The organism is Hyphomonas oceanitis SCH89 (assembly GCF_000685295.1).
Taxonomy (GTDB): Bacteria; Pseudomonadota; Alphaproteobacteria; order Caulobacterales; family Hyphomonadaceae; genus Hyphomonas; species Hyphomonas oceanitis.
In genome coordinates this window covers 80,821-98,871 of record NZ_ARYL01000015.1, presented here as the reverse complement: position 1 = coordinate 98,871, position 18,051 = coordinate 80,821, and the positions used below count along the sequence as shown (strand labels likewise).

Annotated in this window: 23 protein-coding genes; 6 read left to right on the top strand and 17 right to left on the bottom strand. The window is 61.1% G+C overall.

What is annotated here, in order from left to right:
• Both HOC_RS11340 and HOC_RS11335 read right to left on the bottom strand, forming a co-directional pair.
• Positions 1–428 (bottom strand): inner membrane-spanning protein YciB (locus HOC_RS11340; protein WP_035538574.1); only part of this gene is annotated, 428 nt, incomplete at its 3' end.
• A gap of 80 nt (positions 429–508) precedes the next feature.
• Positions 509–1,369: a DMT family transporter gene (locus HOC_RS11335; RefSeq protein WP_035538573.1), complete on the bottom strand. Its 861-nt coding sequence runs from the start codon at positions 1,367–1,369 to the stop codon at positions 509–511.
• A 109-nt stretch (positions 1,370–1,478) separates the two neighbouring features.
• On the opposite strand from HOC_RS11335, the gene HOC_RS11330 reads away from it, so the two are divergent.
• The 3 genes from HOC_RS11330 to HOC_RS11320 all read left to right on the top strand — a co-directional run bounded on the left by HOC_RS11330 (position 1,479) and on the right by HOC_RS11320 (position 3,916).
• Positions 1,479–3,218 (top strand): N-acyl-D-amino-acid deacylase family protein, encoded by a 1,740-nt coding sequence (locus HOC_RS11330; protein WP_035538571.1) that lies wholly within the window; start codon positions 1,479–1,481, stop codon positions 3,216–3,218.
• A gap of 74 nt (positions 3,219–3,292) precedes the next feature.
• Positions 3,293–3,697 (top strand): hypothetical protein, encoded by a 405-nt coding sequence (locus tag HOC_RS11325; protein WP_035538569.1) that lies wholly within the window; start codon positions 3,293–3,295, stop codon positions 3,695–3,697.
• 3 nt (positions 3,698–3,700) lie between these two features.
• Positions 3,701–3,916 (top strand): helix-turn-helix transcriptional regulator, encoded by a 216-nt coding sequence (locus HOC_RS11320; protein ID WP_035538568.1) that lies wholly within the window; start codon positions 3,701–3,703, stop codon positions 3,914–3,916.
• A gap of 3 nt (positions 3,917–3,919) precedes the next feature.
• On the opposite strand, the gene ftsY is transcribed toward HOC_RS11320, so the two are convergent.
• The 8 genes from ftsY to HOC_RS11280 all read right to left on the bottom strand — a co-directional run bounded on the left by ftsY (position 3,920) and on the right by HOC_RS11280 (position 10,651).
• Positions 3,920–5,308 (bottom strand): signal recognition particle-docking protein FtsY, encoded by a 1,389-nt coding sequence (gene ftsY, locus HOC_RS11315; protein ID WP_084146271.1) that lies wholly within the window; start codon positions 5,306–5,308, stop codon positions 3,920–3,922.
• Positions 5,305–6,579, bottom strand: coding sequence for a tRNA (N(6)-L-threonylcarbamoyladenosine(37)-C(2))-methylthiotransferase MtaB (gene mtaB / locus HOC_RS11310; protein ID WP_035538624.1), 1,275 nt, complete (start codon positions 6,577–6,579; stop codon positions 5,305–5,307). The genes ftsY and mtaB overlap by 4 nt, the downstream gene beginning before the upstream one ends.
• Positions 6,580–6,645: 66 nt before the next feature.
• Complete coding sequence (dapF, locus tag HOC_RS11305) at positions 6,646–7,455, bottom strand: diaminopimelate epimerase (protein WP_035538566.1); 810 nt, start codon at positions 7,453–7,455, stop codon at positions 6,646–6,648.
• A 51-nt stretch (positions 7,456–7,506) separates the two neighbouring features.
• Entirely contained in the window at positions 7,507–7,923 is a 417-nt protein-coding gene (locus tag HOC_RS21250; RefSeq protein WP_051624790.1) for a hypothetical protein, read from the bottom strand.
• Positions 7,924–7,969: 46 nt separating this feature from the next.
• Entirely contained in the window at positions 7,970–9,019 is a 1,050-nt protein-coding gene (locus tag HOC_RS11295) for a MaoC family dehydratase (RefSeq protein WP_035538564.1), read from the bottom strand.
• 43 nt (positions 9,020–9,062) lie between these two features.
• Positions 9,063–9,344, bottom strand: a complete 282-nt coding sequence (locus HOC_RS11290) for a hypothetical protein (protein ID WP_156950469.1) — start codon at positions 9,342–9,344, stop codon at positions 9,063–9,065.
• A gap of 72 nt (positions 9,345–9,416) precedes the next feature.
• Positions 9,417–9,764: an ArsC/Spx/MgsR family protein gene (locus tag HOC_RS11285; RefSeq protein WP_035538560.1), complete on the bottom strand. Its 348-nt coding sequence runs from the start codon at positions 9,762–9,764 to the stop codon at positions 9,417–9,419.
• On the bottom strand, positions 9,764–10,651 hold the full coding sequence (locus HOC_RS11280) for an HpcH/HpaI aldolase/citrate lyase family protein (protein WP_035538559.1): 888 nt from the start codon (positions 10,649–10,651) through the stop codon (positions 9,764–9,766). The genes HOC_RS11285 and HOC_RS11280 overlap by 1 nt, the downstream gene beginning before the upstream one ends.
• 82 nt (positions 10,652–10,733) lie before the next feature.
• On the opposite strand from HOC_RS11280, the gene HOC_RS11275 reads away from it, so the two are divergent.
• Together HOC_RS11275 and HOC_RS11270 are read left to right on the top strand one after the other, a co-directional pair.
• Positions 10,734–11,858, top strand: a complete 1,125-nt coding sequence (locus HOC_RS11275) for a serine hydrolase domain-containing protein (protein WP_035538557.1) — start codon at positions 10,734–10,736, stop codon at positions 11,856–11,858.
• A 1-nt stretch (position 11,859) separates the two neighbouring features.
• Positions 11,860–12,474, top strand: coding sequence for a LysE family translocator (locus HOC_RS11270; RefSeq protein ID WP_051624789.1), 615 nt, complete (start codon positions 11,860–11,862; stop codon positions 12,472–12,474).
• Between the two features lie 391 nt (positions 12,475–12,865).
• Here HOC_RS11270 and rarD read toward each other — a convergent pair whose 3' ends face one another.
• Both rarD and HOC_RS11260 read right to left on the bottom strand, forming a co-directional pair.
• Positions 12,866–13,780 (bottom strand): EamA family transporter RarD, encoded by a 915-nt coding sequence (rarD, locus tag HOC_RS11265; protein ID WP_035538555.1) that lies wholly within the window; start codon positions 13,778–13,780, stop codon positions 12,866–12,868.
• A gap of 95 nt (positions 13,781–13,875) precedes the next feature.
• Positions 13,876–14,919 (bottom strand): aspartate-semialdehyde dehydrogenase, encoded by a 1,044-nt coding sequence (locus tag HOC_RS11260; protein WP_035538553.1) that lies wholly within the window; start codon positions 14,917–14,919, stop codon positions 13,876–13,878.
• Between the two features lie 128 nt (positions 14,920–15,047).
• Between HOC_RS11260 and HOC_RS11255 the strand changes: the two genes are divergently transcribed.
• Positions 15,048–15,419 carry a nuclear transport factor 2 family protein gene (locus HOC_RS11255; RefSeq protein ID WP_034737783.1) on the top strand — a complete coding sequence of 124 codons (372 nt, stop codon included), beginning with the start codon at positions 15,048–15,050 and terminating at the stop codon, positions 15,417–15,419.
• On the opposite strand, the gene HOC_RS11250 is transcribed toward HOC_RS11255, so the two are convergent.
• The 5 genes from HOC_RS11250 to HOC_RS11230 form a co-directional block, all read right to left on the bottom strand.
• A complete protein-coding gene (locus HOC_RS11250) occupies positions 15,416–15,823 on the bottom strand; it encodes a DUF1801 domain-containing protein (protein ID WP_051624788.1) in 408 nt (135 codons plus the stop codon). The two genes, HOC_RS11255 and HOC_RS11250, sit on opposite strands and share 4 nt — an antisense overlap.
• The gene (locus tag HOC_RS11245; RefSeq protein ID WP_035538549.1) at positions 15,820–16,038 is read right to left on the bottom strand and encodes a hypothetical protein; all 219 of its coding nucleotides are present in this window, start codon (positions 16,036–16,038) and stop codon (positions 15,820–15,822) included. The genes HOC_RS11250 and HOC_RS11245 overlap by 4 nt, the downstream gene beginning before the upstream one ends.
• Positions 16,035–16,442, bottom strand: coding sequence for an SRPBCC family protein (locus HOC_RS11240; protein ID WP_035538544.1), 408 nt, complete (start codon positions 16,440–16,442; stop codon positions 16,035–16,037). The genes HOC_RS11245 and HOC_RS11240 overlap by 4 nt, the downstream gene beginning before the upstream one ends.
• Positions 16,439–16,756 carry an ArsR/SmtB family transcription factor gene (locus tag HOC_RS11235; protein WP_035538541.1) on the bottom strand — a complete coding sequence of 106 codons (318 nt, stop codon included), beginning with the start codon at positions 16,754–16,756 and terminating at the stop codon, positions 16,439–16,441. Before HOC_RS11235 ends, HOC_RS11240 begins: the two co-directional genes overlap by 4 nt.
• 68 nt (positions 16,757–16,824) lie before the next feature.
• A complete protein-coding gene (locus HOC_RS11230) occupies positions 16,825–18,015 on the bottom strand; it encodes an amidohydrolase family protein (RefSeq protein WP_035538540.1) in 1,191 nt (396 codons plus the stop codon).
• Positions 18,016–18,051 lie beyond the last annotated feature (36 nt).

Below are 18,051 nucleotides of genomic sequence, written 5' to 3'. Positions count from 1 at the left end.
GAGGAGACGGGGCGGACCATCCCATTAAACATCTTCCAGACGTTCCGGCCGACCGCGAGGCCGCCGAATATCACCCCGGCGAAGAGAAGGTTTATGATTGTCGGCTTGATGAAGAGGAATGTTTTCGACTGCAGCACGATGCCGATCGTGCCGAATGTTCCGATCAGGACAGACGAAACAATCAGGAAAGGCGGGATACGTTCCTTCTTGACCAGCTTCTGCGCGATCACGCCGATCGTCATGACAATCAGCGCCCCAGTCGCCCAATAGAGCGCCGTGTCTTTCGTGAGCAGGCCGTCGCCTTCCGGGAAGCGCAGCAGCACATTGTAGATCAGGACAAAGACGAGCGTCGGGCCGAGCTCGGCCCAGACATTGCCGGCCTTGCGGGTTGCCGCTGGCGCGGTCTTCTGTTCAGGCGTGTCAGTCATGAATATCTATACGCGGCGTGGCCGCTCCCGGATGTTTCTAATTCTCTGGCATACACCGCGCCCCGGGGCCAGACCTGCGTTCAGGCACCCGCCTGCATCAGCAGGAGCCCGCACGCCAGAACAGCCGCGGCAATCGTACGCCTTCGCCCGAATCCTTCGTGGAGAAGAAAAGCACCGAACGCCGCCGCGAACACGACCGATGTCTCCCGTAACGCCGTCACAATCGCCGTGTCGGTCAGCGTGTAGGCGAAGATGGCGAGGCCGTAGGAGAAAGTGCCCAGCACGCCCGCGACAATTCCTCCCCGTATTTGAGGACGGACCGCCTTCATGATGGCGCCCTTGCGCTGCCAGAGCGTTACGGTCGTGACGCCAATCCAATCGATGAGAAAAAGCCACACGATGAAGGTCATCGGTGTCGGTATCTCTCTCACCGCACGTGCATCTGCGACGGCGTAGAGGCCGACCCCCGCCGCCGTCATCACTGACCAGAATAGCGCCGCCCGGTCGAGCCGGCGGGCATCCAGTGTGGCGCCGGTTGGCATGGCAAAGACGATGATGGATGCGCTGGCAGCGACGAGACCAACGATCTGCCAAGCCGACAAGCTCTCGTGCAGAACAAGGCTCGCGATCAACGCCGTCGCCAATGGTCCGAGCCCGCGCATGACCGGGAAGACCAGCGAGAGGTCACCGCGATGTAGCGCGCGAATAGCGCTGAACTGATAGAACCAGTGCACCACCATAGAGATGACAAAAAAGGGCAAGGTCTCGCGTGGCGGGAAGGGTACGAAAAACGCGAATGGCAGAACGCTCAGTGCCATCACGATGGACAGCACCATGCGGGCCGTCAGGATATCACCACCGCGCTTCACCAGAACGTTCGACGCTGCCAGCGACACGGCAGACATCAGGCAAATCGCGACGGGAAGGAGCGTGCTGGTCATGGCGGCCGGTGTATGCGCGGGTTTGGCGCGCCGGGGAAGCCCGACGCGGCGTCAGGGTTTGACTATTCACAGCCCGCCTTCATTCTGAATCCAAAAGAGGAAGAAACGCATGGCCACTCACGACATTATCCTGCGCGGCGGGCTCGTATTCGATGGTAGCGGCGCTGCTCCCCGCGAGATGGACGTTGCCGTCGATGGCGGCGTCATTACAGGCATGGGCAAGGTAAACGGAAAGGGGCGAGAAGAAATCGACGCCCGCGGCCAGATCGTGACGCCGGGCTTTGTCGACGTGCATACACATTATGATGGTCAGGCCACATGGGGCAGCGAGATCAGCCCCTCATCCCTCCATGGCATCACGACCGCCGTTATGGGCAATTGCGGTGTCGGCTTTGCGCCCTGCCGCACCGAGGATCATGACCGGCTGATCCGTCTGATGGAAGGCGTGGAGGATATCCCCTTCCCGGTCCTCACCGAGGGCCTGCCCTGGGCTTGGGAAAGCTTCCCGGACTATCTCGACTTTTTAGGCGAGCGCGAATTCGATGTGGACCTTGCCGCCCAGCTCCCCCACGCGGCCCTGCGCGTCTATGTCATGGGCGACCGGGGCGCCAATCGCGAGGATGCGACGCCAGCCGAGATCAAGGAAATGGCGCGCCTCGCCAAAGAGGCCGTCATGGCCGGCGCCATTGGCTTCTCCACATCGCGCACGCTGAACCACCGCACCTCCGACGGCCAGCCAACACCGACCCTGACAGCCAGCGAGGCAGAACTCACCGGAATTGCCATGGGCCTCGCCGAAGCAAAGCGCGGCGTGTTGCAGTTCGTCTCGGACTTCAACGATCCGCGAAAGGAAGCGGCCATGCTGCGCCGGATCGTCGAGGCGTCGGGACGGCCCCTCTCGGTCTCCCTCGCGCAGGCCGATGTTGCACCGGAAGGCTGGCGCGCCTTGCTAGGCGCCATTGAAGAGGCAGTCGATGATGGACTGCCAATGGCCGCACAGGTCGCCCCCCGCCCGGTGGGCGTGTTGCTGGGTCTTGAATTGACACTCAATACATTCAGTGCGCATCCCGTATTCAGGGAAGTTGCAAACCTGCCCTTTGAAGAAAAAGTGCGCCGCCTGAATGATGCGGACTTCCGCAAACGCCTGCTCGCCGACAAGCCCGACACCGACAATCCGTTCCTGCAGGTCATGCTGCGCAGCTTCGGCAAGATCTTCCAACTCAGCGACCCGGTCGATTACGAGCCAGGTCCGGAGCGCACGATTGAGGCTATCGCGGCGCAGCGCGGCGTCAGTAATGAAGAGGCCGCCCTCGACCTGATGCTGGAACGCGACGGCCACGGCATGCTCTACCTGCCCTTTCTCAATTATGCGCAGGGCAGCCTCGAGCCGATCCGCGCCATGATGGAGAGCACAGCGACGCTTCCCGGCCTCTCTGATGGCGGCGCGCATGTCGGCATGATCTGCGATGGCAGCTTCACCACGACCATGCTGACCCATTGGGCGCGTGACCGGTCACGCGGGCCGAAACTGCCACTGGAATACCTGATTCACCGCCAGACTCAGAAAACGGCCCGCTGGATGGGCTTCAATGATCGCGGCCTTATTGCACCCGGGTATCGCGCTGACCTCAATGTCATCGATGCCAGCAACATGAAGCTCCACCTGCCGGAGGTCATCCACGATCTCCCGGCGGGCGGGCGCCGCCTGATGCAAAGGGCCAGCGGCTATACCGCGACAATCCTTGCAGGGCAGGTAACCCACCGCGATGGCGATCCAACCGGCGCCAAGCCTGGACGGCTCGTGCGGGGCGCACAGGCAGCGCCGACACGAGCAATGGCGGCGGAATAGACCAGTTGTAAAGCCTGCTTGACGTGTCAAGTTTGCTTGTCTAAGTGTAAAGCACACTAGACAAGGAGGTACTCATGGCAACGCTCGGATTTCGCACGGCCAACAAACGTTACAAAAGACTGTTCTGGCCCATGATGGCGCTTTACGTCGCGCTTATCCTCGCGGCGAAATGGCTGGTCGATGAAGACACGACTCCCCTTTGGATTCGCGCCGGCTTTGCCGTCGCAACGACGGCCCCGCTCGTTGCCGCGATCTGGGCCATCCTTCGCCAAGCCAGAGAAACCGATGAATATACCCGCGCCCGGCAGATGCGTGCCCTTGCTGAAGCAGGCGCAATCGTCGCCTGTGGCACTTTCCTCGTCGGATTCCTTCAGATCTTTGCCGTGATCGGCACAATTGAAGTTTTCTGGTTCGGGCCGGCATACTTTATTGCCTTTGGCCTGTCCTACTATCGCAACTGCATGGGACCGACGGTCTAGGCAATGAAGAACATCCTACGCGCCCTAAGAACCGAACGCGGCTGGAGTCAGGCAGAACTGGCTGACCGGCTGGACGTTTCCCGCCAGTCCGTCAACGCTATCGAGACAGGCAAATATGATCCGTCCCTGCCACTCGCTTTCGCCATCGCCCGCCTGTTCGGGCGAGGTATTGAAGACATTTTCGATGATGGGCTCGATGCCGCGGCAGCGGCTGAATAGGTCCTAGTCAATCGCTCCGACCAGCGCCTGCGAAAACGCGTGGGCGCTGAAAGGGCGCAGGTCATCGGCGCCTTCGCCAACACCGATAAAATGGATCGGCAGGTCATGCGCTTCGGCGATGGCAACAAGCACCCCGCCTTTGGCGGTCCCGTCGAGCTTGGTCATCACAAGGCCCGTCACACCGGCCGTGTGCCGGAAGGCCTCGACCTGGCTAAGCGCATTTTGGCCAACCGTCGCATCGAGCACGAGGATCACGTCGTGCGGCGCCTCGGGATCCATCTTGCGGATGACACGCACCACTTTGGCCAGTTCCGCCATCAGTTCGGCCTTGTTCTGAAGGCGCCCGGCCGTATCGACGAGGACAAGATCGAGGTCTTCCTCACGCGCCCGTTCGATTGCCTCATAGACAAGACCCGCCGCATCAGCGCCTGTCGGCTTGGACATGACCGGAATACCCGCCCGATCGCCCCAGACGGTCAGTTGCTCAATCGCGGCCGCGCGAAACGTGTCCCCCGCCACGAGCAGCGCCTTCGCGCCCTGATCCTTCAGCTTCGAGGCAATCTTGCCAATGGTCGTCGTCTTGCCGGACCCGTTAACGCCGACAAACAGAACAACACGCGGACGAGGCCCATCCGAGAAGTCGACGATCTTCTCGCGCGGGGCCAGAACGTCCTCAATTTCGGTCGCTAGGGCCTGTTTGATCTCGTTTTCGGTGATTTCCCTGTCGAACCGCTCTTTCGACAGGTTCTTCGTCACCCGGCGCGCTACGGCGGCGCCGAGGTCTGACGTGATCAACAGGTCTTCGAGATCTTCAAGCGTTTCATCATCAAGCTTGCGCTTGTTGAACGCCGCAAGGCCCGAACCGAGCCGCGACGAGGAACGCGCAAGACCGGAGCCAAGCTTGGCCACAAAACCCGGATCATTGGCTTCCGCCTCCAGCGCAGCGCGCGCAGCCGCTTCGCGTTCTTCGCGCAGACGGACCGCTTCGCGCCGGTCTTCCAGAATTTTAAGTTCGGCAGCCGCCTTGGCGCGAGCAATCTCCCGCTCTTCGCGGGCACGCCGTGCCGCGTCCGCCTCAGCTTCAAGACGCTTGGCCTCTTCGGCATCAGCGCGGGCAAGCGCCTCGGCCCGCGCGGCATCCGCCTTCCGGGCTTCTTCCTCAAGGCGGGCAGATTCAGAAGCGGCTTCACTCGCTTCACGCGCCTGACGATCTTCCCAGGCCTTGTTCGCTTCGGCAACAACACGCTCGATTTCAGCCTTTTCAGCCTCTTTCGCCGCGATTTCAGCATCGCGGGCGGCCATTTCGTCAGCTGAGAGTTCCGGCGCGTCCATCGCCGCGCCAGCCGCCTTCGCCTCGTCCTGCTTCTTCTTTTTCCCGAACCACAGGATCATGCCAAAGTCCCAACCAGATGCGTGTTGTTGTGACCGGTTATATGGGTACGCGCGACGCGTCCAGCAGGCGGCAAGTCGCCCTCGATCTGCAATGGCGTAAAGTCGGGCAGGCGGGCGGTCGCGCCGCGCTCTACCAATGCGTCTGCGACTGTCCCGACATGGCGGGCGAGATGGACCGCGAGCGCCTCGTCACCCGCCGCACGTAAGCGCGCGGCACGTACCTTGATTTCAGCCTTCGCCACCTGTGGCATGCGCGCAGCGGGCGTTCCAGGCCGTGGGCTATAGGGAAAGGCATGCAGGAAACTGATGCCGCACTCTTCCACAAGGCGCAGCGAATTCTCGAAATGCGCTTCAGTCTCGGTCGGGAAACCGGCAATCAGGTCCGCGCCGAAGGCCATGTCAGGCCGCGCGTCTCGCAGGCGCTGCGTCAGCGCAATCGCCTGATCGCGCGAATGACGCCGCTTCATGCGCTTGAGGATCAGGTCGTCCCCATGCTGCAGCGACAGGTGCATGTAGGGTGCCAGACGCACATCCGACAGCGCCTCGACAAGCGCGTCGTCAATCTCGATCGCGTCGATGGAGGAAATGCGCAGCTGCGCCAGATCCGGCACCAGTTTCAGGATACGCTGCACCAGATTGCCCAATTGCGGCGCGCCCGGCAGGTCTGCGCCCCAGCTCGTCAGGTCGACACCGGTCAGCACGACCTCATGATGGCCCGTCTCCACGAGCCGGCGCACCTGCGCCACGACCTCGCCAGCGGGTACCGAGCGCGAATTCCCCCGGCCATAGGGAATGATGCAGAATGTGCAGCGATGATCGCACCCGTTCTGCACCTGAACATAGGCGCGGGCCCGCCCCTCCATCCCGTCAATCAGATGAGCCGCCGTCTCTCGCACCGACATGATATCGTTGACGCGAACCTTTTCGTGACCACCCAGCAGCGTCGCCGGTTTCCACGTCTCGGCCTGCATCTTCTCGTGATTGCCGATCACGCGAGTCACTTCCGGCATGGCCGCAAACATGGCCGGGTCCACCTGCGCGGCACACCCCGTCACAAGGATCGGCGCGCCCGGATGGTCCTTCGCCGCACGCCGGATGGCCTGGCGCGCCGAGCGAACGGCTTCTGACGTCACAGCGCACGTATTGATGATGACAGCATCGTTCAGCCCCGCCTCTGAGGCATGGCTGCGCATCACCTCCGATTCATAGGTGTTGAGGCGGCATCCGAGCGTTATCAGCGTCGGGCTGGGAGGCGTGGTTGCGTCAGTCATGGCAGGTTCGATGGGCCACATCGCGCCGTCTGGACACAGAATCAAGCCCAATGGGCCAGTGAACGGTCAGATAACGGTCTCGAATTCCATCTCGACTGGTCCGGTCATGTACACATGGTCGTCGCTTTCGCGCCAGTCGATGATCAGCGTGCCGCCATCGAGCACAAGCCGCGCCTTGCGCCCGGTGAGCTTTGCCCGCGCCGCGCACACAAGCGCCGCGCAGGCCCCGGTGCCGCAGGCCTTGGTCAGGCCAGCGCCGCGTTCCCACACACGCAGCCGGATGGTTTCGGTGTCGATTACCTGCGCAAAGCCGACATTGGTGCCTTCCGGAAATAGCGGATGCCATTCCACGAGCGGGCCCAGCGCCGGAATGTCATAGGCATCGACATCCTTCACGAAGAAAACCGCGTGCGGGTTGCCCATGGAGACAACGGCCGGGCGGGACAGGGTCGGATTGTCCATCGGGCCGACTTTCACATCCACACCGCGCACATCCATTTTCTCGGCCAGCGGAATGTCTTCCCAGCCCATCAGGGGTGAGCCCATGTCGACGGTGACGAGGCCGCCCTCGGCCTTATAGCCCTTCAGCATGTCAGCCTCGGTCTGGATCGTGACCATCGGCTTGCCGGTTTCCTCAAGGATGAGATGCGCCACCGCGCGGGCGCCATTGCCGCACGCGGCCACTTCCCCGCCATCGGAATTCCAGATCCGCATGAACACGTCCTTGGTGGCATCGCGCTCCAGCGCGATCACCTGGTCGGCCTGCAGGTCCGCCGCGATCTGGCGCACCTGGTCTGCCGTCGGCGCAAAGGGCGTCGAGCGGGCATCAAACACGGCAAACGCATTGCCGGCGCCATTCATCTTCCAGACTCTCATCGCGCGTGTGTATTCCGTTTTTGGCCGGCGGCAAAGCTGGCGATTGAAAGCCTATTTCGGCAGGCGTGTGGAGACGACCCAGCCACCGATCTGCACGCACAGCGCAAACAGCAATGCCCCGTACACAAGCGGGTGCGACACGAAAAACGCGAGCACGGCAACCCCGGCGCAGCCGTAATCCACAAGATCGCTCGACATCAGCCACCCCTGCGGCTGGCGGGCCTTGCGCACGTCCAGCAGCGTGACCGTGCGCCAGACGCGCCCCATGTCGGGCGGACCAAAGGCAGCCAGCAATTGTTTGGGGTCGATAATGCCGGTCATTTCGGCCAGATCCTCGGCCCTCGCCTCGCCGAGCGCGACTGTGCGCTTGCGCGCGGATGTGCCGATCAGGCTCACCAATGCTGACAAGATGACGGCCACCGAAATGGCCGCAATCGTGAAACCGTCAAAGGGGCCATATCCGCTCATACCGCCTATATAAGCATGGCGCGCGCGGACGGAAGCGGCGATCGTCTCAGCGCTTGGGGATGGCGGCCCAATAGTCGAAGTCCAGCAACACCCCAGCAGCATATTTGCCTGCATCGTCCTTGTAGGCGAAGGCGCCGGGGTCCTGGTCCTTCACGGCGACAAGGCGCAAGCGCAATGCCCCGCACGTGTCAGACAGCTCGGCCTTGTCCAGCACTTCGCTCCAGGCATAGATCGTGTCGCCTGCGAACAGCGGGCTGGCATGCGTGCCGGCATTGATCGCGAGCATCTGGCCTGCATTGGCGAGGCCGTTAAAAGCCAGAGACCGGGCAATCGAGATCACGACACCGCCATAGATCAGGCGCTTGCCGAACCGGCTGTCCTTCTGGCCGTGTGCATCGAAGTGTACCTTGGCTGTGTTCTGGTAGAGGCGTGTGGCAATCTGATGCTCGGCCTCTTCAACGGTCATCCCGTCGACATGGTTGATCTTCTCGCCAATGGCATAGTCGTCAAACGTATAGGGGCCGCCCGCCAGCGCCATGTCCCAAGCCTTCATGTCGGGATAGCCGACCAGTTCGGCGGCTGGCACGGCCTCGGGCAAGTCCGGCACGACGGGCTCGGGCGCCGGATTGTCCATCTCGTATTTGTTGACCATGACCCAGCGCACGAAGGACATCACCGTCTCGCCGCGCTGGTTGAAGCCGGTCGTGCGCACCCATACGACGCCCGTCTTGCCGTTCGAGTTCTCTTTGACGCCGATCACTTCAGATACCGTGCTCAGCGTATCGCCCGGCATGACCGGCAGGAAGAAGCGACCATCGGCATAGCCAAGGTTGGCCACGGCATTGAGGGAGATGTCGGGCACCGATTTGCCGAACACGACATGGAACGCGTGCACCGGATCAATGCAGAGGCCCGGAAAGCCCGCTGCCTTTGCAAACTCCGACGAGGAATATTGAGCGAACCGGTTGCCCGTCATCGCGCGGTAGAGCGCAATATCGCCCTCGGTCAGCGTTTGCGGCGTTGCGTGGATGATTTCCATGCCGACGTGGAAGTCTTCGAAATAATTTCCGGGATTGGATTTCTGTACGCTCGCCATTTGCCGCCTCGCTCAATGAGGCTCCAGCGGCGGCGCAGAGGTATCAGGCGCGGTCGATGAAGCCAGTCAGGGTTTCGGCCATCACCTGCACGCGGCCTGCATCCGAAATCAAGCCAGTAGCGAAAAAAGGCGCCAGAACGAGCGAAATCGCCGCAGCCAGCAAGAGGCCCGCCATAAGCTGCTGTTCCCGTCGTTCAGCCAGCTGGTCAAACACGCGCGGCCCCATCAGCATGTAGGGCAGGCCAAACATGCAGAAGGTGGCAAAAGCCAGAAACAGGGCCGCGAGGGTGAACAGGATCAAAATCATGATCCGCTTATCACCCATCAAGGCTGATATTCCGTCGCCTGAATCGATGAAATTCAATCGAATCGGCGCGTTTGGCGCTGATTTCAGTGTTCAGGCCAGAGCAAGCATCAGGTCTATGGGACGGCCTAACACAGCCTTGCTCCCCTTGATGAGGATTGGGCGCTGGATGATCTTCGGGTTCTCCGCCATGGCGGCATAGACGGCCTCATCCCCGGCATCCTCGGCGAGGCCCGCCTCAGCCGCATTCTTCTCCCGCAGGAAGGCGCGCGGGCTGACACCGCCCATCTTCTTCGCAATATCCTTCAACTCCGCCACGCTGAGCTGTTCGGAAGCATTCATATACTTGCGCACGTCAGGCTTGATGCCCTTGGACTCAAGCAGCTCGAGTCCTTTCCGCGATGTGCTGCAGCCCGGATTATGAAGATAGGTATAGGTCATCACGCGGCCTCGAATGCCCTGATCGCATCATGCATGGCGACTGTGCGGCGCGCTTCATCCAGATGCAGCAGCTCGGTCATCTTGCCATTCACCTTGAGCACGCCTTTTCCGGCATTTTCAGGATCAGCGAACGCCTCGATCACGGCTTGTGCCTGTTCAACCTCATGCGGGCTGGGCGCGAAGATGCGATTGGTGGATTCAAGTTGCGAGGGATGGATCAGCGTCTTGCCGTCAAATCCCAGCGTGCGGCCCTGTTCGCACTCATCGATCAGGCCATGCTCGTTCTTGATATCATTATAGACGCCATCAATTGCGATCAGGCCGTAGGCTCGTGCCGCCGCCATGCTGAGGCCCAGCGCTGTCTGGAAGGCCAGGCGATCTGGCGTTGGGCGCGCGCGATATTCCTTGGCCAGGTCATTCGTGCCCATGACGAATGTCGTGAGCCGCGTGCGATGGGCCGCCTCGGCAATTTCCTGAATGTTGAGAATCGCGAGCGGCATTTCGATCATCACCCAAAGGCCGAAATCATCGGACGCACCGGCCGCCGTCAGCGCCTTGTCCAGACGGTCAATATCCGCGCCGGAGACCACTTTCGGCGCGAGAATGGCATTTGCACCAGACTTTGCCGCCATTTTCAGGTCATCCGCGCCCCATTCCGTGTCCAGCCCATTGATCCGCACGACGATCTCTCGCGGCCCATAGCCGCCACCCTGCACGGCGCTGAGGATGGCGTCGCGTGCCTCGGCCTTGGCCTCAGGGGCAACAGCATCTTCCAGATCGAAGATCAGCGTATCGGCGGCCAGGCCCTTGGCCTTTTCCAGCGCGCGGGTATTTGCGCCCGGCATGTAGAGGCATGAGCGGCGCGGACGATGGGCTTGGGCTGACATGGGCGGTCCTTGACGGTTGACTTGCGATTGGGGAAGGGGTGGCCTCATTGTTCCAAAAGATCAAGATGACCAAAGGGCCGCCATGACAGAGTTTCCGCTATCAGGACATGTTGCCACCGGTTTCGAGCCGGTTCGCGACGCTTTCGAAGCGAATTTCGACGGTGATGGCGAGCTTGGCGCCGGTTTCGCTGTGCTTCTGGATGGCGAAACGATTGTTGACCTGCTCGGCGGCTGGGCTGACCGGAAGATGGAGAAACGCTGGGATGAGCGCACGCTGGTGCCGGTCTACTCGACGACAAAAGGCATTTCCGCGCTCGTGCTTGCTGCTGTCATTGCAGGTCTCGATGACGGATATGAAACACCGATCTCCGAATTCTGGCCGGAATTCGCCGCCGAAAGCAAAGGCGCCGTCACGATCGGCCAGTTTGTCAGCCACCAGGCGGGCCTGCCCGGCTTCATCAACGAAATCGACCCGGAAATCTGGCTCGATCCGCCCGCCTGCGCCGCCGCATTGGCCGCCCTGCCGCCCATGTGGCCCCCCGGAACCGCCCATGGCTACCACCCGACGACCTGGGGCTATGTAGTCGGCGAAATGTTCCGGCGCATCAGCGGCGTAACGCTCGGCACATGGCTGCGCGAAAACGTGTGCTCACCTGCCAACATTGATTTCCATATCGGCTTGCCGGCCAGTGAACATGATCGCTGCGCCGATATAAAACGGCCAACAGCGCTTCCCGCGATCGGTGAGATGACAGACCCCAAGAAAGCCGCCTTCGGTACCAAATGGTCCTCGCCCAATCGCGGCGGCGCCATCTGGCGCGAGATCGAGATTCCCTCGGCCAACGGCCACGGAACCGCTGCCAGCGTCGCTGCGCTCTATGACGCCTATGCCCATCGCGGCGCCGTGGCCGGCAAGGCGCTGATGTCCGACGATGCCTTTGCCAGTCTCATTCGCTCGCGGGTCGACGGCCCTGACCTTGTTCTCAACATGTCGACCAGTTTCGGCGCCGGCATCATGCGCAACACGCATGGATTCTTCGGGCCAAACCCGGACACTATCGGTCATTGCGGTTGGGGTGGCTCCATGGCTATCGGTGACCCCGACCGGCGCCTCACCTGTGCCTATGTCATGAACAAGCAGTCCAATGTGCTTGTTGGCGACCCGCGCGCAGCGCAACTGGTCAACGCCGTCTACGGTTGCCTCTGACATGCTCGGGCACGTTAACTGGCCCGCTTTCCTCATCGCCATGGCGGCTGTCGAACTGACACCCGGTCCCAATATGGGCTGGCTTGCGGCGCTATCCGCCCGGCTCGGCTGGCGGGCAGGATTGATGGCCGTCGCTGGCGTAACACTGGGCCTGCTCATCCAGCTGATTGCGGCGGCCACAGGCGCCTCCGCGCTTCTGGAGGAATCGCCTCTTCTCTATGAATCCCTGCGGTGGGCCGGCGTTGCCTTCATGCTCTATCTCGCGTGGGAAGCCTTTGCCGATACCGGATCAGCGTCAGCCGTGAGGGGTGGAGGCAAGGAAGGCTTTCGCCGGGGCCTCATCGCGAACATCCTGAACCCCAAGGCCCTGCTGTTTTACATCATTGTCGTCGGCCAGTTCGTCGATCCGACCTCCGGCGCCATCTGGAGCCAGATCGTCCTGCTCGGCCTCATTCATCTGACTGTCGCCATACTCGTCCATGTCGGGATCGTCTTTCTTGGCGCAAGTCTCGGCGCCGCTCTGGAACGGTGGCGCACGTCGCTTCTGGCCAGAATCGGGTTTGCCCTGACACTCGCCGCAATCGCGGTCTGGATTGGCGTATCCACGCATCGGTGAACAGGCCGCCATCTGGCACAAGCATTGCAGGATGCAGGTGGGGCACTCGCGTGCTCCCACATGCAAATCCTGCCCCGGCGCCTGTTTGGCGCTCGGGGCTTTTTTGTCTGTGCCGCTTTGAGGCACTCATTCCAATTTCATTTTGACCCTGAGCGGCGCATTTACGGTCGCTATGTCTGTCACTGACACAGTATGAGACAGGCGCTACGGCCTCCGCCCTGAACCAGCACCATATATCTCACTGAATTATAACGGCTTTTCAAATTACCCCACACAGGCGAGTTAATTCGCAGGCAAACGGCACGGAAGTTGCATAATCTGTGCCAGGTGCTTTTGCACCTCCTAGTGAACAATACCACTTCCCCGGCAGCCTTTGGCTGTCGGGGTTTTTTCAGGCGGGCCGCGCCGTACGTGCCAGCCGACGCGCCTTGGCCTCACCGAGAACGCTATCCGTCGTGAAAATGGCCAGCGCTGCCCAGATAAATCCGAAGGCCACCGCATGCGTCCAGCCGAACGCCTCGCGGAAGACCAGCGTGGCAATCAGGAACTGAAGCGTCGGCCCGATATATTGCATCATGCCGATGGTGGAGAGCTTCAGGCGCTTTGCCGCGAGCCCGAACAGGATCAGCGGCGTCGCCGTGATCGGCCCGGCGAGAACCAGAAGCAAATTGTCCCAGCCGCCTTCACCCATCAACCGGCCTTCAGGCTGTTGCAGGAACCATGCGAACCAGGCGAGCGCGAGCGGCGCGAGCACCACGACCTCGACGAGAAATCCCGCCCGGCTGTCGATCGCCACCTTCTTGCGGATCACCGAATAGAAGGCGAACGAGAAGCACAGGCCCAGCGCGACCCAAGGAATATGACCAAAAGCGATGGCCATCACGCCAACCCCAATCGCCGCGATCACGACGGCCACCCACTGCGCGGGCCGCAGGCGCTCAGAGAAAATCAGCATGCCGAACAGAACATTGACCAGCGGGTTGATGTAATAGCCGAGCGAGGCTTCCATCGTCCGGCCCTGGTTCACCGCCCAGATATAGATCAGCCAGTTCACACCGATCAGGATGCCCGACAGGGCCAGCCATTTCAGGTTCTGCCATTTGAACGCCGTGCGAATGTCACGCCAATTGGCGGCAACCGCGATCAACAGGATCGCTGTCGGGATCGACCAGATGATCCGGTGCGCCAGCAGCTCCACCGCGCCGACATGGCTCATCGCGCGGATATAAAGCGGCAGCGACCCCCAGATGACATAGGCACCAAGGGCGGCCGGAAATCCGAGGCGAAGGGAGGACGAAGTGCTCATGCGCCGCGATGTAGGCGCAGCCGAGATGCTGCGCCACCCAATTCTTGCTGCGCCGAGCGCTTAGTTTTGCTTCACCCCGAAAGGCCAGCCGCAGTTCAGCCCGTCGTAACGGCCTGTTTCTCGGCCTTCAACACGCCGCGGTTCAGCAGCTCTTCCGCAATCTGGACAGCGTTCAGTGCTGCGCCCTTGCGAAGATTGTCCGAGACGCACCAGAAGGCGAGACCGTTTTCGACGGTCGGGTCCTTGCGCACGCGGCTGATGAAGGTCGCCCAGTCACCGACGCATTCCTTCGGCGTGATGTAGAGCTCTTCCTTCGGATCATCGACCAGCATGATGCCGGGGCTTTCGCGGAGCAGGCGCTTGGCCTCGGCGGCGCTCATCGGGCCAGCCATCTCGATATGAACCGCTTCGGAATGGCCCACAAAGACAGGCACGCGCACGCAGGTCGCAACGAGTTCAATGGCAGGATCGAGGATCTTTTTCGTCTCCTCGCGCATCTTCCACTCTTCCTTGGTGAAACCGTCATCCATGAAGACGTCGATCTGCGGGATCACGTTGAAGGCGATATCCTTCTGGAAGACCTGCGGCGTCGGCTCGTCATTGACGAAGATGCCCTTGGTCTGGTTCCAAAGCTCGTCCATGCCATCCTTGCCGGCGCCGGACACCGACTGATAGGTCGCAACCACGACACGCGTGATGCCAACTGCATCATGGATGGGCTTCAGCGCCACAACCAGCTGCGCCGTTGAGCAATTCGGGTTGGCGATGATGTTTTTCTTGGCATAGCCCATGACCGCATCGGCGTTCACTTCCGGCACGACCAGCGGCACGTCCTTGTCCATGCGCCAGGCCGACGAGTTATCGATCACGATGGCACCGGCCGCCGCAATTTTCGGCGCCCATAGTTTCGAGATCGTGCCGCCGGCCGACATGAGCACGAGGTCAACGCGCTTAAAGTCAAAGGATTCAAGGTCGTGGCACTTCAGAGTCTTGTCGCCATAGCTGACTTCCTTGCCAATCGAGCGCCGGGACGCGACAGCAAAGACTTCATCTGCGGGGAAGAGGCGCTCATCCAGAATGTTCAGAAGTTCGCGTCCGACATTCCCTGTTGCACCGACAACTGCAATCCGCGTGGCCATGATATTAAACTCCGTTGTGTAAGCCGCAGGCTTATGACGCATTCTTGTCCCATGTGCAAAGCCTGTTGCCATCGTGTTATGTGTTATGCAGCACTTTATCCCTGCCCCAGGCCCAAGGAGACCCATGCGTGCTTGACGACATAATCGCCCGCTACATTGCCAGCTACAACGCCCGCGACATTGACGGCATGATCGACTGCGTGACCGATGATGTCGTGTTCGAGAACATTTCGAACTCGGGCCAGTCCATGCGGCTCGATGGAAAGGACATGATGCGTCAGGTGGCAGACCTGTCGGGCAATGCCTTTTCCTATCGCCGCCAGCGTCTGGTCAATGTTGTCACCGGCGCTGGCAAGGCCGCCGCCGAGATCGAGTTCGAAGGCAAGGCCGCCGTCGACCTGCCCAATGGCGTGCGCGCCGGTGAGACGGTCAAGATCCGCGGCGCCAGCTTCTTCGAATTCCGCGGCAACCTGCTCTGCCGCATCGCCGACTATAGCTAAGCTTTCCTACGCTTGGGTTTTGCCTTCGACTGGTTGAGCGCCACAGCGGCCAGAATCAGCCCTTTCAGGGCCTTCTCATTGATGGGCTCGCCTTCGCGGATGTCTATGGCGCGGCGGACATTGCCCTCCAGACTGGAATTGAAGAGGCCAGCCGGATCCTCCAGCGAGGCGCCCCTGGCAAAGGTCAGTTTCACGACCAGCTTGTAGGTCTCGCCCGTGCAGAGGATGCCGTCATGCTCCCATACCGGCACGCCACGCCATTTCCATGTCTCCTCGACCTCAGGATCGGCCGCATGGATTAAGGCACGCACGCGGGCCAGCATCTTCCCGCGCCAGTCGCCCAGTTCCGCAATCCGCGCATCGATCAGCGCTGAGGGATCGCCCGTATTTTCGGTTTTCGTCATGAGGCCTGACGCGCCTTCCGCCTGCCCGCCGTATAGGGCAGCACGAACATGTAGAGACCGCTGCACAATAAAAGGAAAAGCGGCGGCAGCGGCGCATAGGTCACCCATCCGGGCGGCAGGCCGAGCCCCATCAGGACAAAGTTTGCAATCACCGCGAGGGTGAAGAGGATTGATACCCAGCGGTGAAACTGGCGGATCAGTCTGTTCCCGTTCATTTGCTTTCCTCCCGTCCAAGCACCTGTTCCAGATTGTCGAGGAAGCGCGGCCAACCGGCCTTTGCACCCATGAAGTAACGCGGCTGGTCTTTCGGGAAGCCGACCTGTTCAAGACGCAGGTGCGTGCCGGTTTCAGTCTCGGTCAGCGTCCAGGTGACCACGCTCTTCAGGTGATCGTCGCCCCATGTGTAGGAAAGCGAGCGGTGCGGCTCTGCCTCCAGCACTTTGCCGTGAACAGCCCCCCATTCGGCAGAAAAGCTGAACCCTTTCCCCACATCGGGACGGAAGTCCGTTTTCATCAGCCACTCTTCCAGCAAGTGCGGCTGGGTCAGCGCGCGCCAAATCTTTTCCGGCGGGTGCGGAAGAGTGCGCTCAAGGATAATCTTGCGGGCGTCTTCGGTCATTGGTCCATCCGTTTCAGAAGATCTTCAAGCGCATCAAATCGCAGCTGCCAGAACTCGGTCATCTCCCTTGTCCAGTCGATCAGGGGCGACAGGGCTTCGGGCTGGGCGCCATAATGGGTTTGGCGGCCTTCATGGCGGTCATGCACCAGTCCGGCGCGTTTAAGGATGCCGAGATGCTTGGATACAGCGGGTTGCGACACACCTGCCCCTTCCGTCAGCACAGCGACGGTCAGGTCGCCTTCACGGCAGAGGCGCTCGAAGAGGGCCCTTCGTGTCGGATCCGCCAGGGTTTTGAATAGAACTTGGGACGTCATGATTGATAACTACTCGGCTATGTATTTTACATAACCGAGTAGTTATGAATACGTCAAGCAGGCGTTTGTCAGCCGGCTTGCTGGTAGGTCTCCCGGCGCAGGTCCGGCGCGAGGCCTTCTCCCATCAGGTCGATGAAATTGCCGGAATAGAAGGCCTCGACAGCGCGTGTGGAGGCGCCCTTCAGGCTCTCGTCAAAACGCTTCATCGGATTGCGGCCCCCTTCAACATGCGGATAGTCCGACGAGAAGAGACAAACCTCCTCGCCCGCATTCGCAATGATCCAGCCAGCATCCTCATGCGGATAGGGCGTTACACGGAATTGCCTGCGTACAATCTCCGACGGTTTCGCCGACAGGTTCTGCAGCCGCGTTTCGTTTCGCATAAAGGCGTGGGCCGCCGAATCCATCGACCGCATCCACCCCGGCACCCAGGCGGCGCCAAGCTCGATCGCGCCAAATTTCAGGTTCGGGAAACGGTCGAACACACCGTCAAAGATCATCGTGGCGAGTGTCTGCATCACGGCCGACGGGATCGGCATGTAGCTCACGGATGTGAAATTATCATCGCCGCCATGGAAGTCCGGCACCGGCGGCAGGCCGTTCTCCTTATAGACCGGGTTCAGCTTGTCCTCACCGCCAACATGGAAAAGGATCGGCAGGCCCGCCTCCTCCGCCATCGCCCAGACCGGATCGAGCCCGACATGGCTCGGCGCATGATGCTGCGGGCATTTTGACGGAACCATCAAGGCCTTCGCCCCCATCTCGATGGCATTGCGCGCCGTCTGAACCGCCCGCTCGATATCCTCGAGCGGCACATAGGCCGTCGCCAGCAGGCGCCGGTCGACCGAACAGAAATCGGTCATCATCCGGTTGTGCGCCTCGGCGGCCGCATAGCAGAGCTCCATATCGTCGCCCTCATCCAGCCCGAAATTGCCGAGGCAGAATGTGGTGAATACAAGCTGGCTGGCAAAGCCGAGAAGATCGAGCACATCGGGGCGGTCTTCCCGGCGAAAGGCGCCGTGCGCCTCATAATTCTTCCGCAGGAGAATGTTCTCCGCAACACCGGCGCGAAAGGCAGCATCATCATGCGCGGCCAGCTGGCCATTGACGAACTTGTCGAAGGATTTCTTCGCTTTGTAGACCGGAAGGTCGTGATAGCGCGCCAGCAGCTTGCGATCAAAATAGGGATCGAGACAGTTGCTCGGCTCCATCAAATGGCTGTCAGCATCATGTACAAGGCGGCTGCCTGCATAGGTCATCGTGTTTCCTCCAAGTCTTCTTTTTGGAGGAAGATG